A 25,643-nucleotide genomic window follows, 5' to 3' on the forward strand; every position below is an offset into this window, starting at 1 on the left:
CTGAATAACCATCGCCCTTCCATCTTAGCCGCTCCGCCCACTACAACACCTGGAACCCATAAGCATAGGGATCATCATCGGGATCAATGGATATACTGTTGTATCCATAGATCTTGGCCCATCCTTCCACACTTGGCCTGATAGCCGGCTTTCCTGTACCGAAAGCGTTGGGTATCTCTTCCTCGATACGGCCAATAAATTTAGAGCCAATTATGCTTTCGTGCACAAATTCATCCCCTTTTTTTAGCAATCCTTTCGCATACCACTGGGCCATCCTGGCCGAAGTGCCCGTGCCGCAAGGTGAGCGATCGATGGCCTTGTCGCCATAAAACACTGCATTACGGGCAGTAGAGCTCTTATCCAGCACAGCGCCCGTCCACAGGATATGCGAGCAGCCATTGATCGTAGGATCTTCCGGATGCACAAATGTATATTGTGCGTTGATGCGTTTACGCAGTTCCCGCGCCCACGCGATCAGTTTATCCGCGGCATAATGTTCCAGTCCTTTAAAGTTCTTTTGTACATCCACAATGGCATAAAAATTACCGCCATAAGATACGTCTATCACCAGTTCACCCAGCTCAGGACATTCTACCGTTAACCCTTCAGACGCAAGATACGCTGGAATATTTGTCAGTTTAACACTTTTTACCTTGCTGCCTTCCTGCTTGTATTCGATCAGCACCAGGCCAGCCGGGGCCTCCATACGGATAATACCCGGCGTTTTAGGCACTACCAATCCTTCTTCCACCGCCATGGTAATGGTGCCGATGGTGCCATGCCCACACATAGGCAGGCAGCCGCTTGTTTCTATAAACAGTACGGCTACATCATTTTGCGGATCGTGTGGTGGATACAAGATGCTTCCGCTCATCATATCGTGCCCCCTTGGCTCAAACATCAGTCCTTTGCGTATCCAGTCGTATTCTTTTAAGAAATGTTGTCGCTTCTCACTCATATTACGCCCTGTTAAGGCAGGGCCGCCCCCGGCTACCAGTCGCACCGGGTTGCCGCAGGTATGGGCATCCACACAATGAAATACCGCGCCCCGGAGGGGTTTGGCCAGTGTGGAAGTATGTTTTGTAAGGGGGGTATTCGTCATAAAAACTATTGGGTTGTAACTGTAAGGTGGGCCGCCTTGCGGCGCGGCAGTGGCAGCCCTGCAAGGCGACTCACCTTAATTAGCATTCTTTATTTCTGAGAGGTAGGTTATGATCTTCTTATAGACTGTCCTTTGTCAATTGATTGTTGACCGTTCTCCAGATGCCTGCGGGATTGCCATTTTTCAGTTCAGCAGGCAGCAGGCTGTCGGGCCAGCCCTGGAAAGCCACGGGTCTGGCAAAACGTTTAATGCCATCGGCCCCCACGGAAGTAAAGCGTGCATCGGTGGTTGCCGGGAAAGGTCCGCCATGATGCTGGCTCAGACATACTTCCACGCCGGTAGGTACACTGTTCATGATATACCGTCCGCAGATATTCTGGATGGCGCCGATCAACTCCTCCTGCTCCAACACATCTTGTTCGGTAGCCATTAAGGTACAGGTCAATTGTCCTTCCAGGTGCAGGGCTACCTGCAGCATCTCCTGCAAATCTGTACAGCGGATCACCAGTGAATAGGGGCCAAACACTTCCTGGTGCAATACCGGGTTGGCCAGAAATGCTTTGCCGGAAGCGGAAGCCACTACTGGTACGCCCTGGTTGGCAGCGGGTGCTGTGGCAGATTCTGCCACCGTAACGACATCCTGCTGAGCCAACGCAGTAGCCTTCTTCTCAGCATATGTTTTGGCAATACCGGGATGCAACATGGTGCCCGGCGCTACCTGCTTTATTTCATTGCCCAGGGCAGTGATGAACTGCTGCAGCGGTTCACCTTCAATACCGATGATCAAACCGGGGTTGGTACAAAATTGTCCTACGCCCAGGGTGATGGAACCTGCATACATTTTGGCAATATCAACGGCCGACTGCTGCAATTTGCCGGGTAATAACCATACGGGGTTGATGCTTCCCATCTCCGCAAATACGGGTATGGGCTCTTTCCGGGCATTGGCCCAGTCAAACAGGGCTTTGCCGGCAATATAAGAACCGGTAAAACCTACGGCCCTGGTATAAGGATGGGTAACCAATGCTTTTCCCACTTCAAAAGAAGCAGCGTGCACATGGGCAAAAATGCCTTCCGGCAGTTGCAACTGCTTTGCAGCCTCCAGAATGATCCGGGCTACTATTTCCGAAGTACCCGCATGGGCCGGGTGTGCTTTTACAATAACAGGACAGCCGGCTGCCAGGGCACAGGCCGTGTCGCCACCGGCGGTAGAGTAAGCAAAAGGAAAGTTACTGGCGCCATACACCACCACAGGCCCCAGCGGCAGCAATAACTTACGGATATCCGGCTTGGGTGGATTGCGGTCGGGATTGGCGGTATCGATACGCGCTTCCAGCCACTCCCCTCTTTCACAGGCATCAGCATAACTGGTCAACTGGAATACCGTACGTGTTTTCTCATTGCGCAACCTGGCTTCCGGCAGGTTGGTCTCCTGCATGGCGGTAGGTATCAGGTCATCGGGAGCATTGTCCAAACCAGCAGCAATAGCCCGCATGAAGCCGGCCCGCTGTTTCAAGGATAGTTTCCGGTAGGCATGGAAAGCCTTCCAGGCCTTTTCCATCACTATATTGATCTCCGCTACAGTAGCATCTTTAAACATAATAAATAGCTTTATGCATGAATCAGGCTAACAAAAATCTTTGCCCGGTACGCAACCGCGCACCAGGAGGCCAGTGAAGTTCTTACAAAATTCTCTAATGCAGTCAGGATACTGCCAGGCAAGTATAAAATGATACGATCAGTACAAGGTGAGCCGCCTCAGTAAGGCGGCCCATCATGTACTAAGCTTTAAAGATAATTATTTACGAGCGTAAGATTCAAATAATCCGGCAATACGGGTCTTGTGCGGATACCTTCATTGATGATCTCCAATATCCTTTCGCGCTCTTCACCGATCAACCGGAGGCGTGGAGCCCTTACATATTCAGAGCCAATGCCTGCCTGGGTAGAGGCCAGCTTGATATACTGAACCAATTTGGGATGGATATCGAGGTCCAGCAATGGCATGAACCAGCGGTAGATGGCCGCAGCCTCTTCCAGCTGACCCGCTTTTACCAGGCGGTAAATAGCCACTGTTTCGCGGGGGAATGCATCTACCAGGCCAGCTACCCAGCCATCGGCGCCCATCACCAGCTCTTCCATAGCCAGCGGATCCACACCACACAATATTTTGAACCGGTTGCCAAAACGATTGATCATCCGGGTTACATTCGATACGTCACGGGTAGACTCCTTTACAGCCCCGATGTTCTGGCATTCGGCCAGTTCTTCGAAGATATCCAGGGTGATCTCTATTTTATAATCCACCGGATTGTTGTACACAATGATTGGCAGATCGGTAGATTGGGCTACCGTTTTCAGGTAAGCTACTGTTTCCCGGTGATCGCTTTTATAGCGCATGGGAGGCAGCAACATCAATCCATGAGCGCCCCATTTGGCTGCCAGGGCAGCCTGCTGTACGGCTTCACGGGTTGAACCTTCTGCAATATTGATCAGCACAGGTACCTGCCCGGCCGTTTTTTGCAGCGCTGTTTTAACCAGTATTTCTTTCTCAGGGGTAGTCAGCACACTGGCTTCGCCCAGTGACCCTCCCAGGATAACGCCATCAACACCGGCCTCCAGTTGGAAAGCCAGGTTCTTTTCAAAAAGAGGGATATCCAATTCATCTTCCGGTGTAAACTGTGTAGTTAGTGCAGGAAAAACACCTTTCCATTCAAAATGCATGGGCTAAAAATTTGATAACAAAACTACGGCGCTACAGATTGATTTATTTTGCGGTATTTAATCAGTTTTAGTACAAAATTCTCCAAACTAACCAGCTACTACTTCCCCCTCCAGGTCATAGTCATAGGCCTTCGTGATCTTCACATACACAAATTCACCGGGAGTTAACCGTTTTGTGCTATTGATGATCACTTCGTTGTCTACTTCTACACTATCAAACTCTGTACGGCCCAGGTAGCGGCCTGATTCTTTCTTATCAATAAGCACTTTGAAGGTTTGCCCCACCTTCTCCTGGTTCTTCTCAAAACTGATCTCCTGCTGCACTTCCATGATCTCCTGCGCACGAGCTTCCTTTTCTTCCTGGGGAACATCATCTACCAGTCCATGGGCCGATGTGCCTTCTTCGTGTGAGTAAGTGAAGATACCTACCCTGTCAAACCGGTGCTGCCGCAGGAAGTCTTTTACATCTTCCACATCCTGCGCCGTTTCGCCCGGAAATCCGGTGATCAGCGTAGTACGCAGGCAGATGCCGGGCACTTTTTCGCGAATGGTAACGATCAGTTCATCCATCTCAGCTTTGGTGATCTGGCGGCGCATGGCCTTCAGCATCGGGTCGCTGGCATGCTGCAGCGGCATATCGAGGTATTTGCAGATATTGTCTCTTTCACGAATGACATCCAGTATCTCCAGGGGGAATTTGGATGGATAAGCATAATGCAGCCTGATCCACTGCAGCCCTTTTACATCGGCCAGCTTGTGCAGCAGCTCGGGCAACATCCGCTTTTTGTAAATATCAAGTCCGTAATAAGTAAGCTCCTGCGCTATCAGCATCACTTCTTTCACACCCATTTGTACCAGCCGCTCGGCTTCTGCTACCAGTTGCTCTATGGGCCTGCTTACATGCGTACCACGCATCAGCGGAATAGCGCAGAAAGAACAGGTGCGGTTACAGCCTTCCGATATCTTCAGGTAGGCATAATGTTTGGGAGTTGCCAGGAGGCGCTCTCCTATTAATTCGGCTTTATAATCAGCTTCAAATTGCTTCAGGATAAGGGGCAGTTCCATGGTGCCAAAATAGGCATCCACTTCGGGTATCTCTTCTTCGAGGTTGTTCTTGTAGCGTTCACTCAGGCAACCCGTCACATACACTTTGTCCAGTTTGCCTTTGCGCTTCAATTCTACCTGGTCCAGTATGGTGTTGATGGATTCCGCTTTGGCCTTGTCAATAAAACCACAGGTATTTACCACTACAATGTTGTGGTCGAGCCGGCTGTTCTCATGTACCACATCAATTTCATTGGCTTTGAGCTGCCCGCTCAGCACTTCACTGTCTACCATGTTCTTGCTGCAGCCCAGGGTAATAATATTGACCTTATCTTTTTTTAGTGACCTCGTTTTCATAATAATATAAGCCGGCAAAGGTAGGAAGGATATGGCGAATAGGGTAATTAAGTTGGGGTGTTGCCGCCGGGTGTGGAACATTTGGCACAATATTTATATATCCTCCTGTAAATGAACAAAGCATGAAGAAAGTAACCATTATTGCAGTAGCTATGATCTGTTTGCTCACCCTTACGCAAACAGCCTTTTCCCAATCAACCGGCAGCACTTACCGCACAGCCCTCGGCGCCAAAATGTATTTTGGAGATGGCAGTACCGGTGGTATCAACATTAAACATTTCCTGAATAACAAGGGGGCTATTGACGCCTCTCTCCTGTTTGAAAGAGGCTTCCTGGGCCTGGAAGGGTTGTACGAATGGCATGACAATATCAATGGCGCCCAGGGCCTGAAATGGTATGTGGGTGGCGGTGGCCTGATCTTTTTCCCAACACGGGATAAATATGGCGATGATGTAGTATTTGCCCTCCGTGGTACACTGGGCCTCGATTACAAATTCACCGGCGCACCTATTAACGTATCCTTTGACCTCAACCCGGTATTCAACCTCGCGCCTTCTACCGACTTTGATTTCTGGGCAGGTCTGGCTTTCAGGTTTACCTTCTAAGCATCAGCTCATTGCTGATAATGTAGCAAGGAAAAGGGTGAGCCGCTTTTGGAAAGCGACCCACCCTTTTCTTATTTAATTCCAGCTAAAGGCTACGAACCTAACAGCTAATTCCTTTTACTTATTCTCCAGGCTAAACAGGCTATCGACAAACTCGTGTTTATCAAACACCAGCAGGTCTTCCATCTTCTCGCCCATGCCGATAAACTTTACTGGTATCTTAAACTGGTTGGCAATGGCCAGTACCACACCACCTTTGGCCGTACCATCCAGCTTGGTGATGGCCAGGGCCGTCACATCCGTAGCAGCCGTAAACTGCCGCGCCTGCTCCAGCGCATTTTGTCCTGTGGATCCGTCCAGCACCAGCAATACTTCATGGGGTGCTTCGGGAATATGTTTTTGAATTACCCGTTTGATCTTGCTCAGTTCGTCCATCAGGTGGGCCTTGTTGTGCAGGCGGCCGGCTGTATCAATGATCACCACATCGGCGCCTTTGGATACACCACTTTGTACCGTATCGAAGGCCACAGAAGCCGGATCGGCCCCCATACCTTGTTTTACGATGGGTACACCTACGCGGTCACTCCAGATGGTGAGTTGATCTACTGCCGCGGCCCGGAAGGTATCAGCCGCTCCCAGTAATACAGATTTGCCTGCTTTCTTGAAATTATAGGCCAGCTTACCAATAGTGGTGGTCTTACCCACACCGTTTACCCCTACTACCAGGATCACATAAGGTTTGGCAGGCAATGTGGAAGCAAACGTGTAGGATTCCGCTTCGGGGGCATCTACCAATATGTTTTCCATCTCCTGCTGCAGGATACCGTTGAGCTCGCTGGTGTTAAGGTATTTGTCCTTCGCCACCCGCTTTTCAATACGGTCAATGATCTGTACCGTAGTTTCGATACCTACATCGGCGCTTACCAGCGCTTCTTCCAGGTTATCCAGTACTTCATCGTCTACAGAACTCTTGCCGGCAATGGCTTTGGTAAGCTTTGATAAAAAACCTGACTTGGTCTTTTCCAGTCCCTGGTCGAGGGTTTCCTTCTCTTTTTTGCCGAATAATTTGTTGAACAGGCCCATACTGCTGTAAAGGTTTAATGAATACAAAAAGCTGTTCTGACTACAGAACAGCTTTTAATATTGTACTTACAAATCCAACTTACTTTTGAGCTAAGTATTCTTTTACCTTATCCTTGTGCACAATAGCTTCTTTAAAAGTATATGCACCAGTTTTAGGGCTGCGTACCGCACGGATCACTTTGGTCCAGTTCTTTGCTTCTGCAGCAAGTTTGGGGTCCTTCTTGATCGCGGTTTTAGCTGACTTTGCCATGATTCTTTAATTTGAAAATATGTTAATTTGAAAATTTGAAAATGACGGGTTTGCATTATTCACGGATAGCCTGCGCACAACCGTACATTTAGCAAATTCGCTCACTTATTTAATTTCCTTGTGAACCGTTACCTTCTTCAGGATCGGGTTGAACTTCTTCAATTCCAGACGCTCTGGATTGTTCTTTTTGTTCTTGGTGGTGATGTAGCGGCTGGTACCGGGCTGACCACTGGTTTTGTGCTCAGTGCACTCCAGGATCACCTGTACTCTGCTTCCTTTCTTTGCCATTGTTATAGACTTTTACGTTAAGTTAGATTTTTACGCCTTTGGCCCTCAACTCTTTTACCACACTGTTCAGACCGTTCTTGTTGATGGTACGGATACCTTCAGTAGACAGTTTCAGGGTAATCCATTTGTCTTCTTCAGCGAAAAAGAAACGTTTGGTCTGCAGGTTAGGCAGAAAACGGCGCTTTGATTTGATATTCGAGTGGGAAACGCGGTGCCCAGACACTGGAACTTTACCTGTTACCTGACATACTCTTGCCATGACTTCAAAAATTTAGGACGGCAAAGGTAGCGATTAGCAGTGAATACTTAAAAAGAAAATTGATGTTTTTACAATAAAGATTGTCCACAGTGTGAATTTCGGGGAAAATTGTCAGGATCAGGGGGTTAGTGGGTCGAAATTATTTTTTGAGGATCAGGACCAAAGAGATCACCGAAGCGATAATGGCTATTAACTGGGCCAGGGAAGTAAAATAAATGGTTTTCGACAGATCAGCCTTTAGGTTGGCTAATTCTTCTTTGGTGGCGAATTTGGTATCCAGGTGGGAAAACTCCTGTCTCATATACTCCCGCATACGTCCAAATTCCTGATCCATATGCTCAGCAATATGCTTTATGTCTTTTTGCACTATTTGTTCTATATGTTTATGTTTATCAGCCACTTCTTCTTTTACTACCTCATGAATGACCTCTACCAATTCCTTCGCTTCTGCTTCCTGCAATTTTAGGTCCTTCCTAAAAATATCGTATAACCTGAGATTTACTGTACCCATAAAGTTAGTCCAATTTTACGATTAAAGCCTTTTACCCTACAAACATAACATTATTTTAGTATTTATAAAAATCACCATAAGTAAAATATCTATACCCGCAAGTCTATGAAAAACAGGCTGATAATTAATAATTCCTTAATTTAAAGTTCCTTTTACCTGACACATCTTTGGTAAAAGGCTATTCTAAATGACACTAATGAAAAGGAAAACCATTGCAAGAGATATCAGCTGGCTATCATTTAATGCAAGGGTATTACAGGAAGCAGCCGACCCCAGCGTGCCCCTCCGCGAAAGGATCAAATTCCTGGGCATCTTCTCTAATAATATGGACGAATTCTTCCGGGTGCGGGTGGCCACCCTCAAACGCATGACGGAAATGGGCAGCAAACTCCGGAATATGCACCTGGAGCAGTCTCCCGATCGTATCCTGGACCAGATCCAGCAGATCGTACTGGAACAGCAGGCGGAATTCAACCAGATATGGGAAACCGTTCGCAAAGACCTCGCCCGCGAAAAGATCTACCTGGTCAATGAAAAACAGCTGAATAAAGACCAGCAGAAGTTTGTGCAGACCTATTTCGAGGAAGAAGTACGCTCCAATATCATCCCCCTGATGGTGGAAAGTATTCCCCAGTTTCCCTACCTGCGCGATAAATCTATTTACCTGGGCGTGGTATTGTCCCGCAAGGATGCCACTCTGCGACGCAAATATGCTGTCATAGAAGTGCCCTCCAAAGCTATTGGCCGCTTCACCAAACTGCCCTCCCCCGACGGAGAGCACCATATCATCCTGCTGGAAGATGTGATCCGCTACAACCTGAAAAGCATCTTCTCCTACTTTGGCTACGACCGCTACCAATCCTGGGTATTTAAAGTGACCAAAGATGCAGAGCTCGACCTCGATACCGACCTTGCTACCTCACTGATCCAAAAAATAGAAAAGGGCCTCAAGAACAGGCGCAAGGGCAAACCCGTACGCTTTGTGTATGACAAAGAAATGGACGACGGCCTCCTCGCCTACCTGATCAGAAAGCTCAATATCTCCCGGAAAGAAAGTGTAATACCCGGCGGGCGCATCCACAATTTCCGCCACTTTATGGACTTCCCCGATGTATTCCAGCGCAAAGGCCAGCGGAAGAAACCCTTCCAGCATCCCCTGCTGAAAAATACCATGCGGGTGACAGATACGATCCTGCAGACGGATGTGATGCTCAACTTCCCCTATCATTCTTTCAATCCCGTGATCGACCTGCTGCGTGAAGCAGCCATCGATCCCGATGTTACCTCTATCAAGATCACCGCCTACCGGCTGGCATCCAACTCCAAGGTGATCAATGCCCTCATCAATGCTGTACGTAACGGCAAGCATGTAACCGTGATGCTCGAGCTGAGAGCACGTTTTGATGAAGAGAACAACATCGAATGGAAAGAACGCCTCGAACTGGAAGGGGTAAAAGTTGTAATTGGTATTCCCAATATGAAAGTGCATGCCAAAATCTGCCTGATCAAAAAGCGGCAGAACAATCATACCATTCATTATGGCTTTGTAAGCACCGGCAACCTCAATGAGAAAACATCCTTTGTATACGGCGATCATTGTTTGCTGACAGCCGACCGCTTCATCATGGCAGATGTGAACCGCCTTTTCAATTACCTGGAAAAGCCCAGGGAAGGCATCAGGTTCCTGAAAGCCTGTAAAACATTGATCCCCTGCCCTACCAGTCTGCGCCGCGAACTGAATAAGCTCATCACCAAAGAGATCAGGAATGCACGTGCCGGTTTACCGGCCGGCATTACACTTAAGATGAATTCCCTGTCTGATGAAGAACTGATCACCCGCCTCTATGATGCAGCCAGGGCCGGCGTGGAGATCAAGCTCATCATCCGCGGTATCTTCTGCATGTACTCCGAAAGCAAAAAATTCAAGCAGCCTGTAAAGGCAGTGAGCATAATTGATGAGTTTCTCGAACATGCCCGGGTGTTCATCTTCCACAACAATGGAGATGAAAAAGTATTTATCTCCTCAGCCGACTGGATGGTGCGCAATCTCGACCACCGGGTAGAAGCCACTTGCCCTATAGTTGATGAGAATATTAAGAAAGTGTTGAAAAATATCCTTGAAATTCAATTGAGTGATAATGTAAAAGCCAGAATTTTGGACAATGATCTGAGCAACCGGTATGTGCGCGACAGAAAACAGAAGAAGGTCCGGTCGCAGGTAGAGATCTATAATTACCTGCATCAGAAAACCAGCGCTGTGCTGGGCATTGTGCAACCGCCTGTGGTACAGGCGGCTTCAGCAGTCTGATGCAGGCCGGCAAATTCATTCTTAAACTAATCCATGAGACTGGCGGCTATTGATATAGGAAGTAATGCGGCAAGATTGCTGATCTCCGATGTGAGTATGCAGGATAATGGCAAACCCCTGTTTCAGAAGATCAATCTAATACGGGTACCGCTTCGCCTGGGTTTTGATGTATTTGAACAGCAGGAGATATCCCCGGAGAAAGAAGCCATGATCATGAATACCCTCAAGGCCTACCGGCACCTGCTGGATGCGTATGAAGTACCCTACCTGAAAGCCGCTGCCACCTCCGCCATGCGCGATGCCGCCAATGCCGATCGTATCCTTCAACGGGTGAAAGAGGAGACAGGTATCGACATTGAGATCATTACCGGCGAAGCAGAAGCCTCCCTCATCTACGAGAACCATATTGCCGAAAACCTTGATAAGGACCACTCCTATCTCTATATTGACGTAGGCGGTGGCAGTACTGAACTTACCTTCTTTGCCGACAGTAAACTGGTATTCAAACGTTCCTTCAACATTGGTACCATCCGCCTGCTCAAAAAACAGGTAGAGGATGCCCAATGGGAGGAAATGAAAGACATGATCAAACGCGAAACCCGGGGTCATTACAATGATATGGTGGCCATCGGATCGGGTGGTAACATCAATAAAATATTCTCCATCTCCAAACGTAAGGAAGGTAAACCCCTTCAACTGGAACTACTCAAAGATTATTACAAAGAGTTCAGCAGTTTTACCCTGGCCGACCGGATGCGGCTGTACAGGCTGCGGGAAGACCGTGCTGATGTGATCGTACCCGCCCTGCAGATCTACATCAATGTAATGCGCTGGGCCAATATCACCGAAATATTTGTACCCAAGATCGGTTTGGCCGATGGACTCATACAGCACCTGTATGAAGAACTCAAAACGAAGCAAAAGTTGTCTGCTTTATAGTTTCGGGTTTAGAGTTTAGTGTTTCGGGTTCTTTAGGTGTCACAACTTAATTGTTTAAATAATTGTTGCTATCGTAGCGCTGCTTCGGTAACCAGCGGGTTAAAGCAGGTGAAACTTTCCCACAACGCGGCAGCAACCCGAAACCCGTAACACGATACCCGAAATTTCATACCTTTCCGCCCGCTTAACAAAAAATCACTCCCATGTCTGTTAATAAGGAAGTAAAAAGGATCACCACCAATACCTTGCAGAAAATGAAAAGCACGGGCGAGAAGATCTCCATGATCACGGCCTATGACTTTTCCTTTGGCAAAATATTCGATGCCGCCGGCATCGATGTGATCCTGGTAGGTGACTCTGCCTCCAATGTAATGGCAGGCCATGAGACCACCTTACCGATTACCCTCGACCAGATGATCTACCACGCCTCCTCGGTGATCAGGGGAGTGGAACGCTCGCTGGTAGTAGTAGACCTTCCCTTTGGTACCTACCAGGGCAATTCCAAGGAAGCGCTGGCCTCGGCCATCCGCATCATGAAGGAAACAGGCGCCCATGCGGTTAAACTGGAAGGGGGCGAAGAAATTGTAGAATCCATCAAACGCATCCTGGCAGCCGGTATACCCGTGATGGGGCACCTGGGATTAACGCCGCAGTCGATCTATAAATTTGGTACGTATACCGTGCGCGCCAAAGAAGAGGCCGAAGCCAATAAGCTGCGCAGCGATGCTAAAATATTGCAGGAGTCAGGCTGTTTTGCCATGGTACTGGAAAAGATACCAGCCCTCCTGGCCAAGGAAGTATCAGAAAGTGTAGCCATCCCCACCATTGGTATTGGTGCAGGCCGCCATTGCGATGGCCAGGTATTGGTGATGCATGACCTGCTAGGCATCAATACAGAATTCAAACCCCGCTTCCTGCGCCAATACCTCAATATGCATGAACAGGTAACCAACGCCGTTAAACACTACATTAAGGACGTCAAAGATAGAGATTTTCCCAACGAGCAAGAACAGTATTAAGAGAATACAGGATACAGAATACAGAATATAGAATATAGAATATAGAATCCTTTGCTTCGCAGGCAGTCGGCAATCGGCAATCCTTTACTTCGTGGGTATAAGGAGATATGCCTATATAGCCTTCTTGTGTTCCACATTCCATGGCTTTCTCCGATAAATCCGTTAAATTAGGAGTAACCAAACAGGACTATCATGAGAAAACTATTTTTGCTGCTGGCATTAATTGCCAGCTCTTATCTGCTATCCGCACAAAACACCCTCTCCGGAACAGTAAAAGACGCCAAGACCAAAGAACCACTCGCCGGCGCCTCCATCAACATCAAAGGCACCAACCAGGGTACCATCTCCTCCAACACAGGCACTTTCACCCTCTCCGCTAAAAAAGGCGACATACTTATTATCAGGTATATCGGCTATGCCACTTCAGAAATAACGGTAGACAACCAGGCAACACTGGATATTGAATTGACGGCAGGTGCCGGCAACCTCGAAGAAATAACCATTGTGGGCAGCCGCAGATTAGGCCGCACGGCTATGGAAACCGCCGTACCTATCGACGTGATCGATATCAAAAGCATTGCCCGGCAAACCGGCAAGTTCGATATCAATAATATGCTCCAGTTTGCCACCCCTTCTTTCAATGCCAACAAACAATCCGGCTCCGATGGCGCCGACCATATTGATCCCGCCACCATCCGTGGTCTGGGTCCCGATCAAACCCTGGTATTGATCAATGGAAAAAGAAGGCACCAAAGCTCCCTCATCAACTTATTTGGTACCCGCGGCCGGGGCAATACCGGCACAGACCTCAATGCTATCCCCGCTGGCGCTATCGACCGGGTGGAAGTGCTGCGCGATGGCGCCTCTGCCCAGTATGGCTCCGACGCCATCGCAGGTGTGGTCAATGTGATCCTCAAATCATCGGTCAATGAATTTTCTGCCAATATCAATTCAGGTGTATACGATGCCAAAAAATACCGCACTGACAGGAAGTACGATGGCGAAAGCTTCCAGCTGAATGCCAACTACGGTACCCGCATTGGCGAGAAAGGATTTGTGAACTTCACAGCGGATTACCTCACCAATGCCAAGACCAACCGGGTGCCGCCGCCCGGAGCCGTTACTTATCGCCGGGAGTTTGGCGATGCCTCTGCAGAAAGTTTCAGCGCCTTCTTCAACAGTGAAATTCCCGTAGCCGCCAATACCTCCATATATGCCTTTGGTGGTACCACGCATCGCTTTACAGATGCTTTTGCCTGGTCGCGCGATGCCGATGACAACAGAAATGTAAAAGAGATCTATCCCAATGGCTTCGACCCACGCATACAATCGGCCATCGACGACAATTCTATTTCCGTAGGTATCCGCACCATGCACGATGGCTGGAATATCGACCTCAACAATACCTATGGCAAAAACAAGATGCACTATTATGTAGATGGTACCCTCAATGCTACCCTGCTGGCCAAATCGCCCACGCATTTCGATGCAGGCGGATTCTGGTTCTCTCAAAATACGACCAGCATTAACTTCTCTAAACCATTTGATGTGGCGGCCGGGCTCAACGTAGCTTTCGGCGCAGAATACCGGGTAGACCGCTACAATATCTTTGCCGGTGAAGAAGGCTCCTGGCAAAACTATGGGATCATCGATACGGTGATCAACAACCGGGTGGTAAAATATGATAAGCTGGAAAGACCTGCCGGCTCACAAGGCTTTCCCGGCTTCCAGCCCCGCAACGAGGTCAATGCCAGCCGCACCAACTTTGGCAGTTATGTAGATGTGGAACTGGATGTAAGCAAGGCCTTCCTGTTATCCGGCGCCGTGCGGTATGAAAAGTACAGCGACTTTGGCAGCACCCTCAATGGCAAACTGGCCACCCGCGTCAAAGTAGCGCCGGGGTTTAACCTGCGCGCATCCGTGAGTACGGGCTTCCGTGCCCCCTCCCTGCAGCAAACCTATTTCAATACCATTTATACCAACTTCGAGCAAGGAGTTCCCATCGAGATATTACTGGCCAACAACCTCAGCACGGTAACCCGCACGCTGGGCATACCACCATTGAAAGAAGAAAAATCAGTAAACCTGAGCGCCGGTTTTACTGCCAAACCCGTCAACAACCTTACGCTTACCGTGGATGGTTACCTCATCAATGTAAAAGACCGCATCGTGCTCACCGGCACTTTCGACCAGAGTGATCCGGATATTGGCAGCGACCTGGCAGCACTGGGTGTCGGCGCCGCCAACTTCTTTACCAATGCCATCGACTCCCGCAATATTGGCCTGGATGTGATCATTACACACAGCGGGCGACTGGGTGATGGCCGGTTAACCACTACCCTGGCAGGCAATTTCAATAAACTCACCATCGAAAGCATTCATACCAGCCCCAAGCTGGTGGGCAAAGAAGACAATTACCTCAGCGCCCGGGAAAAATCATTCATTATCGCCTCTGCCCCCAAAAGCAAGATCAACCTGACTGTCGACTATACCATCGCAAAATTCAGCGCCACGGCTCGCCTGGTACGCTTTGGCGAAGTGACCCTGCTGGGCTACGATGACAAACCCAATGTATACGATCCCAAAGTGACCACCGACCTCACGCTGGGCTACCGTATTTCCAGGAATATAGCGCTGTATGCCGGCGCCGACAACCTGTTCAATGTATATCCCGATAAGCAGGACCAGGAAAATACCGAAGAAGGCGGCCTGTGGGATTCTGTGCAAATGAATTTCGGCGGCCGTCACTATTTTGCCCGCCTGAGCTTTACGTTCTAAAAACATAGAATACAGGATACAGAATTTAGAATACAGAATTTAAGCCCGGAACAGAGCCCGAATAATAGAAACTGAAAACAGCATAGCGCCCAGGCAGTTCCTTTGCAACTTCATTTTTCTATGATGCCGGCTGTTATTCCGTATTCTACATACTGGATTCTATATTCTGTATTCTATAGTCTGCATTCTATTTCGTCTTCGTACTTTTGCCCTCTTAACAAAAAAACATGATGGATTTTCTTGCCTCGCTGAAAATACAAGCGAATAATGCCGGGGTGTCAACCGGCAAAGCATGGATCAATACGACAGGCACGCCCATTCAATCCCATTCCCCGGTGGATGGTAAGCTCATCGGCACCGTACAACCCGCCGATCGGGCAGGTTATGAAGCCGTGATCACCAAAGCCGAAGAAGCTTTCCTGGCCTGGCGCCAGTGGCCCGCCCCCAAGAGAGGGGAAGTGGTGCGCCAGATAGGCGAAGCCCTCCGTCAATACAAAGAGCCGCTGGGCAAATTAGTGTCTTATGAAATGGGCAAAAGCCTGCAGGAAGGATATGGCGAAGTACAGGAAATGATCGACATCTGCGATTTTGCAGTAGGACTTTCCCGCCAGTTGCATGGCTTCACCATGCACAGTGAGCGGCCCGCCCACCGCATGTACGAGCAATGGCATCCCCTGGGTATTGTAGGTATTATCTCCGCCTTCAACTTCCCCGTGGCGGTATGGAGCTGGAATACCATGCTGGGCTGGGTATGTGGTAATGTGTGTGTGTGGAAACCATCAGAAAAAACACCCCTTTGCGCAGTAGCCTGTCAGCATATCATTGCCGAAGTATTTGCTAAAAATAATGTACCGGAAGGTGTAAGCGGGCTGATCATTGGCAACCGCGATGCCGGTGAATGGATGGCTGCCGACGGCCGGATACCCCTCGTATCAGCCACCGGCTCTACCCGCATGGGCAAAGCAGTAGGAGCTGCCGTAGGCGCCCGCCTGGGCAAGGCCCTGCTGGAACTGGGCGGTAACAATGCCATCATCATTTCCAAAGATGCGGACCTCGACATCGCCCTGCGTGGCGCAATCTTCGGTGCGGTAGGTACGGCCGGACAACGTTGTACCACCACCCGCCGCCTCATCATCCACGAATCTGTTTATGATACAGTAAAGAATAAACTGGTAAGTGCTTACAAGCAACTCAGCATTGGCGATCCCCTGGATGAAAAGAACCATGTAGGCCCCCTCATCGATACAGATGCCGTACGCCTCTACAGTCAATCCATTGAAGCCTGCAAAAAGGAAGGCGGCACTTTCATTGTGGAAGGCGGTGTGCTGGAAGGCAAGGGCTACGAAAGCGGCTGTTATGTAAAACCCTGTATTGCCGAAGCGCAACCCGGGTATGCCATTGTACAGCACGAAACCTTTGCACCGATCTTATACCTGTTGAAATACAAGACCCTCGAAGAAGCCATCGCTATTCAGAATGGCGTACCGCAGGGGCTCTCTTCCTCCATCATGACCCTCAACCTACGCGAAGCAGAACAATTCCTCTCCTATGCCGGCAGCGATTGCGGCATTGCCAACGTGAATATTGGCACCTCAGGAGCAGAGATCGGCGGTGCTTTTGGAGGGGAAAAAGAGACCGGTGGCGGACGGGAAAGCGGCAGTGATGCCTGGAAAGCCTATATGCGCCGGCAAACCAATACCATCAATTATTCCACCCAACTGCCTTTGGCACAGGGCATTAAATTCGATCTATAAGAAAAGAATACAGAATTTAGAATCCAGTATACAGAAGAAATACAGGGGCCGACCAGGCAAACCCGCAAAAGCTTCTGGATACTGGATTCTGTATTCTACATTCTGTCTCTTTTCCCCCATACTATTTTGTCGTCCAATTCGTTAGTAATGGTTGGAAAGCTACCTCTTTATGAAAAAATTGTTTACCCTGTTATCCTTTTTGGTGATCGTTTCTTCCGGCTTTGCCCAGCTCAGGCTGGCCGTGCTCGCTGGTCCCCATTCCGCTTCCATTGATGAAAAGAACAGTATTCCGGGCTGGGATGCCAAAGTAAAGCCCTTCTATACCAGTCGTGGCGGCTTTAATGCCGGTTTCCTGGCAGAAATACCTCTCAACCGCACCGGCAACCTGGCCCTGCAGCCTGGTTTCTTTTATATGTCCAAGGGCAGGAAGTTCCAGCAGGCTTTTGATACTTCCGTAGTCCATACGGACACCTTATCCCTTAAAAGCAATTTCTTTCTCAATTACATCGATATCCCCATCAACCTCACGTATAAAATGCCCCTTGGTAAAAAGGGTAAGTTCTTTGTAAGTGCAGGCCCCTATATCAGCTTCTTCTACAATGGCAAGACCAAATCGGAATTATTGGTGGCGCCCACCGATACCACGCTCAAGTTTAGCAAGGCAGAAGATGATATCGAAGTAGGTAAGGGTAAGAACAAGGCAAAAACCTTCGATTTTGGTATCAATGGAAGGGCGGGCTTTGAATTGGGCAACGTCATCCTCTCTGGCTTCTACAGTCAGGGCCTCAGCAATTTCTTCGAAGCTGATTATGATGGCACTTTCAAACACAAGGTGATCGGCGCTTCCATCGGTTTCTGGCTCAGCAAGGCAAAACCGCCTGCCCCGCCCAAACCCAGGGATAAGGACAAGGATGGTATACCCGACGACCAGGATGCCTGCCCCACCCTGCCCGGTACAGCGCTCACCAATGGCTGCCCGGATAAAGATGGGGATGGTATTGCCGATCATGTAGACAAATGCCCCGAAATACCCGGTGTAGCGGCTTATAAAGGCTGCCCCATACCCGATACAGATAAGGATGGTGTGAATGACAAGGAAGACAAGTGTCCTACAGAAGCCGGTCCTGCCTCCAATAATGGCTGTCCCCTGCCCAAACCTGAGCCGGATACCGATGGCGATGGCGTGATCGACAAGGAAGACAAATGCCCTACAGAAGCTGGCCCCAGGGCCAATAATGGCTGTCCGGTGATCCGGCAGGAAGCCATTGAAAAAGTAAACTATGCAGCCCGCAACATATTATTCCAGAAAGGCAGTGAAAACCTGGCCGGCAGCTCCCATACAGCATTGCTGGATGTGATCGCCATCCTTCAAAAGAACCCGGCGCTTCACCTGACCATTGATGGGTATACCGATAATAGCGGTCAGGCGGCTAAAAACCTGCAGTTATCGCAGAAACGGGCCGATATGGTGAAGAAATACCTGACCGACAGGGGTATTGCTGCCGACAGGCTGAAAGCAACCGGTAATGGATCGGCCAAACCTATTGCTGATAACTCAACCGAGGAAGGCCGTACCAAAAACAGGCGTGTGGAACTCAAACTGGTCGAATAACCTGCTGCTACGAAATATTCATAGGCCATTCATGTAATCTTCCGGCATGAATGGCCTTCTTTTTATACTTTGGGCACAGGATTAGTTGAGACAGCAGGAAGTTACTGCCGACTGCCGATTGCCGGCTCATCGCCGAATAAATAACGTTAATAAATAGTAAAAAACAAGATATTTGCGACTTTGCAACAAACGCATCAGGTAAGAAAAACATCTGAGAGTAAGTAATAAATCAATCACAATGATTAAACCGGTAAAAGTTACAGGGCTGGCTGTCGCCCTTGTGTTGACAGGATTCATCTCGCAGGCTCAACAGGATAACCATACGCAAACAGAAGAATTACCCAAAGGCTGGCATTTGCTGGATAAGGCGAAAGATGGTTATTATGGCATCAGTGTAGACAAGGCCTATGAATTCATCAAGTCCAAGAAATTAAAAGGCAAAACAGTAGTGGTAGCCGTTATCGACTCCGGTGTGGATACCCTGCACGAAGACCTGAAAGATATATTGTGGAAAAATCCCAAAGAGATACCGGGCAATGGCATCGACGATGACGGCAACGGTTATGTAGATGATGTGTATGGCTGGAACTTTATCGGTAACAAAGACGGCCGCAACCTTAAGCAGGATTCTTATGAAGGCGCCCGTGTGTACCACAAACTGAAACCCAAGTACGACGGCAAGAAAATCGATCCTGCTACTTTAAAAGGTGATGACCTGGCCGAATACCATATGTGGCTCAAAGCAAAGTCGCGCATTGAAGGCGGCGATGGCGAACCACAGATCGATCTGGGGTTGCTGAAACGCCTGCTCAAAGGCGCCAAGAAAGGCGATAGCATCCTGCAGGTAGCTTTAAGCAAAGAAACATTCACCGGCAACGACCTGGATACCATGACGGCTGCCGATCCTGTAGCCAAAGCAGCCCGTGAAAACCTGCTCTATCTCTTCCGCGCCAACCAGCGTATGGACCAAACCAATAAGGACCTCATTGGTGATTTTGATGAATTTGTAAGCGGTGAAGAAAGGAAAGCAGAAGCCAAAGACAAAGTGCCCCCCAGCTACCGGGCCGACATTGTGGGCGATAACGAAGACGATATCAATGATAAATATTACGGCAATCCCGATGTAATGGCCTCTACCCCCTTCCATGGCACCCACGTAGCCGGTATCATCGGCGCCGTGCGCAACAATGGCAAGGGTATGGACGGTGTAGCCGACAATGTGCGCATCATGATGATCCGTGCCGTGCCCGATGGTGATGAGCACGATAAAGACATTGCCCTGGCTATCCGCTATGCGGTAGACAATGGCGCAAAGATCATCAACATGAGTTTTGGTAAGGATTTCTCTCCCCGGAAGAAATGGATCGATGAGGCTGTAAAATATGCTGATACCAAAGGTGTATTACTGGTACATGCGGCAGGTAACGATGCCAAGAATGTAGATACTGCCGACAACTTTCCCAATCCCGTATCCGTGGATGGTAAGACAAAAGCTACCAATTGGATCACCGTTGGGGCCAGTGGCGACCCCAAAGCAGGTGGCATCACGGCTTCTTTCTCCAACTATGGTAAAAAAGAAGTAGATGTGTTTGCACCCGGTGTAAAGATCTATTCCACCATTCCCGGCACCACCACCTATGGTAATGCACAGGGAACCAGCATGGCCTCACCGGTAGTAGCCGGCGCAGCGGCCTTCCTGCTGGAATATTTCCCTTACCTCACCCCCGAGCAGATCAAATACTGCCTGGAAAAATCAGCCCAGGCTCCTCCTGACAAGGTAAATAAACCCGGTACTGATGAGGAAGTAAACCTGTCTGAGATCAGCAAGACCGGTGGTGTGATCAATGTATACGAAGCCGCCAAGATTGCAGCCACCCTGCAGCCTGCCAAAGCAGCTCCGCAGAAGAAGACACCCAAACCTACTTTGCAGAATAAGAAGGGGTAAGGCAGTCAATAGATCATAAGTTTGAAAAGCGTTTACCGGTAACATGGTAAACGCTTTTTTCTTGTCAACTCTTTTCAATAGCTTTAGCTAAACAATCCAACTATGGTCAGCCGGAAAGAAGTCTCGATGCCGGAATCTTTTATGCGTTATGTCAACGCTGTTGCTGAGAACAACCTGGAAGATGCCTTACGAAAGAATACCAGGCGCTTTCGCAAAATGCTGAAGAACATTCCTAAAAAGAAGATCAACTATGCCTACGCGGAAGGCAAATGGACGTTGAAAGAGCTGTTGCAGCATATTGTCGATGCCGAAAGGGTGTTCGTGTTCCGGGCGCTGCATTTTGCCCGAAAGGACACCGTTCCCCTGCCCGGCTTCGACGAGAATGTATGGGCCATTACCGCCAAAGCGCCCAAACGCAGCTGGGGCGACCTGGTAGATGAATTCACTGCCCTGCGTGTGTCTACGGAGCTATTCTTCCAATCATTCGATGAAGACCAGCTGCTGGCCACCGGCACTGCCAACAACAATCCCATGAGCGTTGTCGGCCTCGGTTTCGTTTGTGCCGGACATGTAGCCCATCATATGAACATCATTAAAGAACGTTACCTGAATGAATATCCCGCGAAGAAGGCGGTGAAGAAGAAAGGAAGCAAAAAGAACCAGGGATTAGGTTTTAGCTCTTAGCGGTTAGCTATTGGCGATTAACAGCCTCATGTCTTTTGTATGGCTAAATGCTAATTCCTAACAGCTAACTCCTCCCCTGAATACGAAATCTTATTGCCTTTTGCTCGTAGCTCAAAGCTCACCGCTCGCAGCTTGCTTTTGAATGCTTTTCGTAAACCATGCATACAACTCCTTCATTTCCCCATGCTGTTCCAGCAAGGCCATATGCTTTTCAATGGTAGGTGTATCATACCGTATGGCCGGTCCGGTTTGAGCATCCTGGGGCGACATATACTGCAACCGTTCTGCCACCTGCACGATCAGCGGATGCAACAGGGAGAAATCGGCGCCCTCCGCCTGGCAGTACCGCTCCGCCAACGTATACAAATGATTGGTAAAGTTGCTCACCATCACTGCTGCCACATGCAGTTTCAACCGCTGTTCATCACTGGCCACACCCACCTGGGTAGAAAGGCTTAGCGCCAGGTCACGCAGCAAGGCAAGGTCGTCCGGTGTGTTGGCATCTATCAGCAGGGGAATGTCTGGCAACTGCTCCATTTCCTTGCGCAAGCTTTGTAAAGGATAGAAAATACCGTACCGTGTACTGGCAACTTTCAACACCTCTTTCGATACCGATCCGGCAGTATGCACCACCAGTTTATCTTGCAGAGGCAGGGAAGCCGCCACAGATGCTATAGCAGCATCGGCCACGGCAATGATGTACAGATCGGCATGGGGATCCAGGTGATCCATATCCGTGGTATAAGCAGCCTGCAGTTCAGCCGCCAGTTGTTGGGCATGTATCGCTGACCTCCCATATACCTGCACCACTTCATGCCCTGCTGCTGTTATTTTCCGGCCCAGTATCGTAGCCACATTACCCGTACCGATCAATCCTATGCGCATAATTTACTTTGTGTTGCAAGCTAAGGAAAAACGGCAATCGACAAATCGGCAGTCGTGAATCGGCAGTCGGCAGTTCCCGCTATGGCGGGACAAGCTGTGCATCGTTTACCACTGTGAAACATTCCAGGCAAACGTGTATTTAGCCCCATCGGGGCTACCGCTTTGTAGAAAACATATTCAAAGGTTTTTGTGCGCTGTAGGCGCACCCCTTAAGGAGCGTCACCTACGGCGCCGCATTGAACACGCAACATGTTGCTACAAAGCTATTGCACCTAAAGGTGCAAAAATGCACCGTTCAACCTGCCAACATATCAACTAACTTGCACTCCATTCTATATTCTAAATTCTGTATTCTACATTCTCCTCCTCCCATGACTTTCGCACAAAAACTGGTCGTCAACTATATCCGGGCAAGGTTCAACATGCTGTCGCTTGTTTCCACTAAGCGGGCAGCCCGAAAGGCATTCGACTTATTTTGCACGCCCCTGCGCAAATCAAAGAAGAAAACGCCGCCCATATTTGAACGGGCCGAACAATTGTCTTTTTCCCTGGAAGGCATCACCGTTCGGGGCCATCGCTGGAACCATCCACAGCCCCATAAAGCCCTCATCATTCACGGCTTTGAATCTACCTCCAAAAACTTTGATCGCTATATTACACCCCTTATCCGCAAGGGTTATGAGGTGCTGGCCTTTGATGCGCCTGCGCATGGCAACTCCGGGGGCAAACAGATCACCCTACCCCTGTACATCTGCACCCTGCAGGAAATTTACCGGCTGTATGGTCCCATACAACATTTTATGGCCCATTCCCTGGGTGGCCTCGCCCTGGTGCATTTTATAGAGACCATCCCGCATGATGCCCATACCCGGCTGGCCCTCATAGCCCCGGCCACCGAAACCACCACCGCCATCGACTCATTTTTCAAATTCCTCGACCTCCGGCCGGCCATCCGCCAAGACTTCGACCAGCTGATCTTCGATAGATCAGGCTACTGGCCTTCTCATTTTTCCATACGCCGGGCCATGCAGCAGGTACAGGCGCAGGTACTGTGGTTCCATGATGAGCAGGATGAGCTTACGCCCCTCTCCGATGCCCTGAAGGTGCGGGATGACCAGCATCCCCATCTTTCCTTTGTCATTACCCACGGGCTGGGGCACCGGGCGATTTATCGCGACAACAAGGTTGTGAAACAGGTTATTGAGTTCTTATAACACTTTTTTGCATTGCATGCGTCGCTCTTCGTTGTTCTTTTGTCTTGATACAAAAGAACCAAAAGATCAAGGCTGCAGAGATAAAAGCTACAATTCCCCGACTGACGCTACAAAGAACGAAGTCTAAAGCCAGGCTTTAGTACTGCTCTGATCGATTCTGCCGCTCAGCTTTTGTGCTTATATCATCATCGTTCTTTGCTTAACGCGTCCGCGGGGGAATTGCTTAACGCTTTTCTCTCTGAGGCCGTCTGCCTACTATCGGTAAATTGCTGCAATAACTGTCAACGAGGCTTAAAATTGAAGAAACATATAAAAGCCTCCAAGCCACAGTGCGAGCGTGTAGCTGTGCTTTAGCTCCCCAAAAAAGTAAGCCGCCAATTATCAACCATTTAAAGCTAAGGCTGCCAGTAATAAATAAGCACCACCGAACCTGGGGAGGAGTGGCTCGTCAGGCCGCGCGGAGCGATCGGGCCTGACTTGACTTTTTGGTTCTTTTGCGTCAAGGCAAAAGAACAGAAAAAGCCAGACACGCAGTGTCAAAACAAGCTAGCGCGCAGCGCAAAACAAAAGCACTATCCAATTTTATCCAAAGATCATATCATTTTAACGTTCATCTATATTCCTGCCGCCTGAAAGGCTAAAAATCTTATATTGAAACCAGTTTCATCAACGATTATTTTTTTTTATCATTTGAACCAGATCTCACGGAGAAAATTCCTGCAGCACAGCAGCCGGCTGGCTGGCGGCGCCTATCCCGCCATGATGGCCATGGGTCTTTTACAAGAAGCGCCCGCCCATCCCTTTCACCTGCCGGGCGATGCCAAAGGTGAACACATCATTATTTTAGGCGCAGGCCTGGCCGGACTCACCGCCGCTTATGAACTCCAGAAACTGGGCTATCGCTGTACCATCCTGGAAGCCCGGGAAAGGGCCGGCGGACGCTGCTGGAGTGTGCGCAAGGGATCGGTAACCACCGAAACCGGACAGCCCACACAAAAAGCAGCTTTTGAAGAAGGGCTTTATTTCAATGCCGGACCTTCCCGCATTCCCCATCACCACCAGATCACCTTACAATATTGCAAAGAGCTCAATGTGCCTTTGCAGGTGTATAATAATGTCAATGAATCCGCCTATTATTTCAGTGAGGGCAAAGGGCCGTTGAGTAATAAAAAGATAAGGGTGCGTGAAGTACACAATGATGTGCGCGGCTACCTGAGCGAGCTGCTGGCCAAAGCCGTGGACAGTCACCAGGTGGATGCCGCCCTCACCAAGGAAGATGCCCAAAAGGTGGTGGAATACCTGCGGGCCGAAGGCGGGCTCGACCTCGATAAACTCTACAAAGCCTCCGCCCGGCGTGGTTATGTAGAAGCACCGGGGGCGGGTGAAAAAGCAGGCCGTATTGCCGATCCACATACCTTATCCGCCATTGTGAGTTCAGGACTGCTCGATCCCGATTTTTACAATGTGGCCGAGTATACCTACGAACTACAGATGACGATGTTCCAGGCGGTGGGTGGTATGGACATGATCGCCAAGGCATTCGAAAAGAAACTGACTACCCTCATTCAGTTCAACGCAGCTGTTACCGCCATCCGCAATACAGAGAAAGGCGTGCAGGTCAATTACAAAACACCTGCTGGCGATAAAAGCCTGCAGGGAGATTACTGTATCTGTACCATTCCCCTGCCCGTATTGAGTAATATAGACCATAACTTTTCATCCGGGGTAAGCCGGGCCATCGATTACGCCAATTATATCAAGACCGGTAAGATCGGCCTGCAGTTCAAGCGGCGTTTCTGGGAAGAAGATGAAAATATCTATGGCGGCATTACCCATACCAATAACGAGCTGACGCAGCTCTTTTATCCTTCCAATGATTACCTGGGTAAGAAAGGTATCCTGATCGGTTATTATAATTTCAATGAAAAAGCGAAACTGGTAGGTGATCTCTCTTTTGCACAGCGTCAGCAGCTGGCCCTGCAAAAAGGCCGGCTCATCCATCCGCAGTATGACCAGGAATTTGAACAGGCTTTTTCCGTAAGCTGGCACAAGACCCAATACAACCTGGGCGGCTGGGCGGTTTATAGCGGAGAAGAGCGACAAACCCTTTACAAAGCTTTGCTGGCACCGGATAAAAACGTATATTTTGCTGGGGAGCATACCACCTACCTCAACTCCTGGATGGCCGGGGCTTTTGAATCCGCCCGGGTAGCTGCTACGGCCGTTCATGGCCGGGTATCAGAACAACGACTCACCTATCCACGATAGTTAAGCCATATGAG

At 49.2% G+C, this 25,643-nt stretch carries 21 protein-coding genes; 11 read left to right on the plus strand and 10 right to left on the minus strand.

Annotated elements, in window-relative coordinates; translation table 11 throughout:
• Window positions 1–40 precede the first annotated feature (40 nt).
• The 4 genes from D3H65_RS12355 to rimO form a co-directional block, all read right to left on the minus strand.
• Window positions 41–1,102, minus strand: a complete 1,062-nt coding sequence (locus D3H65_RS12355; RefSeq protein ID WP_119050609.1) for a 4-hydroxyproline epimerase — start codon at window positions 1,100–1,102, stop codon at window positions 41–43.
• A 118-nt stretch (window positions 1,103–1,220) separates the two neighbouring features.
• A complete protein-coding gene (locus D3H65_RS12360) occupies window positions 1,221–2,702 on the minus strand; it encodes an aldehyde dehydrogenase (NADP(+)) (protein ID WP_119050610.1) in 1,482 nt (493 codons plus the stop codon).
• Between the two features lie 188 nt (window positions 2,703–2,890).
• Window positions 2,891–3,826: a dihydrodipicolinate synthase family protein gene (locus D3H65_RS12365; protein WP_119050611.1), complete on the minus strand. Its 936-nt coding sequence runs from the start codon at window positions 3,824–3,826 to the stop codon at window positions 2,891–2,893.
• 87 nt (window positions 3,827–3,913) lie between these two features.
• A complete protein-coding gene (gene rimO, locus D3H65_RS12370) occupies window positions 3,914–5,227 on the minus strand; it encodes a 30S ribosomal protein S12 methylthiotransferase RimO (RefSeq protein ID WP_119054489.1) in 1,314 nt (437 codons plus the stop codon).
• Between the two features lie 122 nt (window positions 5,228–5,349).
• On the opposite strand from rimO, the gene D3H65_RS12375 reads away from it, so the two are divergent.
• The gene (locus tag D3H65_RS12375; protein ID WP_119050612.1) at window positions 5,350–5,832 is read left to right on the plus strand and encodes a hypothetical protein; all 483 of its coding nucleotides are present in this window, start codon (window positions 5,350–5,352) and stop codon (window positions 5,830–5,832) included.
• A 117-nt stretch (window positions 5,833–5,949) separates the two neighbouring features.
• Here D3H65_RS12375 and ftsY read toward each other — a convergent pair whose 3' ends face one another.
• The 5 genes from ftsY to D3H65_RS12400 all read right to left on the minus strand — a co-directional run bounded on the left by ftsY (window position 5,950) and on the right by D3H65_RS12400 (window position 8,223).
• A complete protein-coding gene (gene ftsY, locus D3H65_RS12380) occupies window positions 5,950–6,915 on the minus strand; it encodes a signal recognition particle-docking protein FtsY (RefSeq protein WP_119050613.1) in 966 nt (321 codons plus the stop codon).
• Between the two features lie 79 nt (window positions 6,916–6,994).
• Window positions 6,995–7,165, minus strand: a complete 171-nt coding sequence (locus D3H65_RS12385) for a DUF4295 domain-containing protein (RefSeq protein ID WP_119050614.1) — start codon at window positions 7,163–7,165, stop codon at window positions 6,995–6,997.
• Window positions 7,166–7,270: 105 nt separating this feature from the next.
• A complete protein-coding gene (rpmG, locus tag D3H65_RS12390) occupies window positions 7,271–7,453 on the minus strand; it encodes a 50S ribosomal protein L33 (protein ID WP_119050615.1) in 183 nt (60 codons plus the stop codon).
• A gap of 22 nt (window positions 7,454–7,475) precedes the next feature.
• Complete coding sequence (gene rpmB, locus D3H65_RS12395) at window positions 7,476–7,712, minus strand: 50S ribosomal protein L28 (protein WP_119050616.1); 237 nt, start codon at window positions 7,710–7,712, stop codon at window positions 7,476–7,478.
• Between the two features lie 139 nt (window positions 7,713–7,851).
• The gene (locus tag D3H65_RS12400) at window positions 7,852–8,223 is read right to left on the minus strand and encodes a hypothetical protein (RefSeq protein WP_119050617.1); all 372 of its coding nucleotides are present in this window, start codon (window positions 8,221–8,223) and stop codon (window positions 7,852–7,854) included.
• A 196-nt stretch (window positions 8,224–8,419) separates the two neighbouring features.
• On the opposite strand from D3H65_RS12400, the gene ppk1 reads away from it, so the two are divergent.
• The 8 genes from ppk1 to D3H65_RS12440 all read left to right on the plus strand — a co-directional run bounded on the left by ppk1 (window position 8,420) and on the right by D3H65_RS12440 (window position 21,262).
• Window positions 8,420–10,531 carry a polyphosphate kinase 1 gene (gene ppk1 / locus D3H65_RS12405; RefSeq protein ID WP_119050618.1) on the plus strand — a complete coding sequence of 704 codons (2,112 nt, stop codon included), beginning with the start codon at window positions 8,420–8,422 and terminating at the stop codon, window positions 10,529–10,531.
• A 33-nt stretch (window positions 10,532–10,564) separates the two neighbouring features.
• Entirely contained in the window at window positions 10,565–11,470 is a 906-nt protein-coding gene (locus D3H65_RS12410; RefSeq protein WP_119050619.1) for a Ppx/GppA phosphatase family protein, read from the plus strand.
• Window positions 11,471–11,673: 203 nt separating this feature from the next.
• Complete coding sequence (panB, locus tag D3H65_RS12415; RefSeq protein WP_119050620.1) at window positions 11,674–12,489, plus strand: 3-methyl-2-oxobutanoate hydroxymethyltransferase; 816 nt, start codon at window positions 11,674–11,676, stop codon at window positions 12,487–12,489.
• Window positions 12,490–12,681: 192 nt separating this feature from the next.
• On the plus strand, window positions 12,682–15,267 hold the full coding sequence (locus D3H65_RS12420; RefSeq protein WP_119050621.1) for a TonB-dependent receptor: 2,586 nt from the start codon (window positions 12,682–12,684) through the stop codon (window positions 15,265–15,267).
• A 227-nt stretch (window positions 15,268–15,494) separates the two neighbouring features.
• Complete coding sequence (amaB, locus tag D3H65_RS12425; protein ID WP_245999736.1) at window positions 15,495–17,021, plus strand: L-piperidine-6-carboxylate dehydrogenase; 1,527 nt, start codon at window positions 15,495–15,497, stop codon at window positions 17,019–17,021.
• Window positions 17,022–17,190: 169 nt separating this feature from the next.
• Window positions 17,191–18,633 (plus strand): OmpA family protein, encoded by a 1,443-nt coding sequence (locus tag D3H65_RS12430; RefSeq protein ID WP_119050622.1) that lies wholly within the window; start codon window positions 17,191–17,193, stop codon window positions 18,631–18,633.
• A gap of 238 nt (window positions 18,634–18,871) precedes the next feature.
• Entirely contained in the window at window positions 18,872–20,578 is a 1,707-nt protein-coding gene (locus D3H65_RS12435) for a S8 family peptidase (protein WP_119050623.1), read from the plus strand.
• 102 nt (window positions 20,579–20,680) lie between these two features.
• Entirely contained in the window at window positions 20,681–21,262 is a 582-nt protein-coding gene (locus tag D3H65_RS12440; protein ID WP_119050624.1) for a DinB family protein, read from the plus strand.
• Window positions 21,263–21,373: 111 nt separating this feature from the next.
• Here the strand turns inward: D3H65_RS12440 and D3H65_RS12445 are convergent, their stop codons facing one another.
• Entirely contained in the window at window positions 21,374–22,147 is a 774-nt protein-coding gene (locus tag D3H65_RS12445) for a Rossmann-like and DUF2520 domain-containing protein (RefSeq protein ID WP_119050625.1), read from the minus strand.
• Window positions 22,148–22,518: 371 nt separating this feature from the next.
• Between D3H65_RS12445 and D3H65_RS12450 the strand changes: the two genes are divergently transcribed.
• The gene (locus tag D3H65_RS12450; protein WP_119050626.1) at window positions 22,519–23,361 is read left to right on the plus strand and encodes an alpha/beta hydrolase; all 843 of its coding nucleotides are present in this window, start codon (window positions 22,519–22,521) and stop codon (window positions 23,359–23,361) included.
• A gap of 690 nt (window positions 23,362–24,051) precedes the next feature.
• A complete protein-coding gene (locus tag D3H65_RS12455) occupies window positions 24,052–25,629 on the plus strand; it encodes a flavin monoamine oxidase family protein (RefSeq protein WP_245999737.1) in 1,578 nt (525 codons plus the stop codon).
• Window positions 25,630–25,643: the final 14 nt, after the last annotated feature.

Source organism: Paraflavitalea soli (assembly GCF_003555545.1).
Taxonomy (GTDB): domain Bacteria; phylum Bacteroidota; class Bacteroidia; order Chitinophagales; family Chitinophagaceae; genus Paraflavitalea; species Paraflavitalea soli.

Coding starts and splice junctions, on each gene's coding strand:
- amaB (WP_245999736.1), top strand. CDS start 15,495: ATGATGGATTTTCTTGCCTCGCTGAAAATACAAGCGAATAATGCCGGG.
- ppk1 (WP_119050618.1), top strand. CDS start 8,420: ATGAAAAGGAAAACCATTGCAAGAGATATCAGCTGGCTATCATTTAAT.
- D3H65_RS12420 (WP_119050621.1), top strand. CDS start 12,682: ATGAGAAAACTATTTTTGCTGCTGGCATTAATTGCCAGCTCTTATCTG.
- D3H65_RS12410 (WP_119050619.1), top strand. CDS start 10,565: ATGAGACTGGCGGCTATTGATATAGGAAGTAATGCGGCAAGATTGCTG.
- D3H65_RS12435 (WP_119050623.1), top strand. CDS start 18,872: ATGATTAAACCGGTAAAAGTTACAGGGCTGGCTGTCGCCCTTGTGTTG.
- D3H65_RS12430 (WP_119050622.1), top strand. CDS start 17,191: ATGAAAAAATTGTTTACCCTGTTATCCTTTTTGGTGATCGTTTCTTCC.
- panB (WP_119050620.1), top strand. CDS start 11,674: ATGTCTGTTAATAAGGAAGTAAAAAGGATCACCACCAATACCTTGCAG.
- rpmG (WP_119050615.1), bottom strand. CDS start 7,453: ATGGCAAAGAAAGGAAGCAGAGTACAGGTGATCCTGGAGTGCACTGAG.
- D3H65_RS12360 (WP_119050610.1), bottom strand. CDS start 2,702: ATGTTTAAAGATGCTACTGTAGCGGAGATCAATATAGTGATGGAAAAG.
- rpmB (WP_119050616.1), bottom strand. CDS start 7,712: ATGGCAAGAGTATGTCAGGTAACAGGTAAAGTTCCAGTGTCTGGGCAC.
- D3H65_RS12440 (WP_119050624.1), top strand. CDS start 20,681: ATGGTCAGCCGGAAAGAAGTCTCGATGCCGGAATCTTTTATGCGTTAT.
- rimO (WP_119054489.1), bottom strand. CDS start 5,227: ATGAAAACGAGGTCACTAAAAAAAGATAAGGTCAATATTATTACCCTG.
- D3H65_RS12445 (WP_119050625.1), bottom strand. CDS start 22,147: ATGCGCATAGGATTGATCGGTACGGGTAATGTGGCTACGATACTGGGC.
- D3H65_RS12355 (WP_119050609.1), bottom strand. CDS start 1,102: ATGACGAATACCCCCCTTACAAAACATACTTCCACACTGGCCAAACCC.
- D3H65_RS12450 (WP_119050626.1), top strand. CDS start 22,519: ATGACTTTCGCACAAAAACTGGTCGTCAACTATATCCGGGCAAGGTTC.
- D3H65_RS12365 (WP_119050611.1), bottom strand. CDS start 3,826: ATGCATTTTGAATGGAAAGGTGTTTTTCCTGCACTAACTACACAGTTT.
- D3H65_RS12375 (WP_119050612.1), top strand. CDS start 5,350: ATGAAGAAAGTAACCATTATTGCAGTAGCTATGATCTGTTTGCTCACC.
- ftsY (WP_119050613.1), bottom strand. CDS start 6,915: ATGGGCCTGTTCAACAAATTATTCGGCAAAAAAGAGAAGGAAACCCTC.
- D3H65_RS12400 (WP_119050617.1), bottom strand. CDS start 8,223: ATGGGTACAGTAAATCTCAGGTTATACGATATTTTTAGGAAGGACCTA.
- D3H65_RS12385 (WP_119050614.1), bottom strand. CDS start 7,165: ATGGCAAAGTCAGCTAAAACCGCGATCAAGAAGGACCCCAAACTTGCT.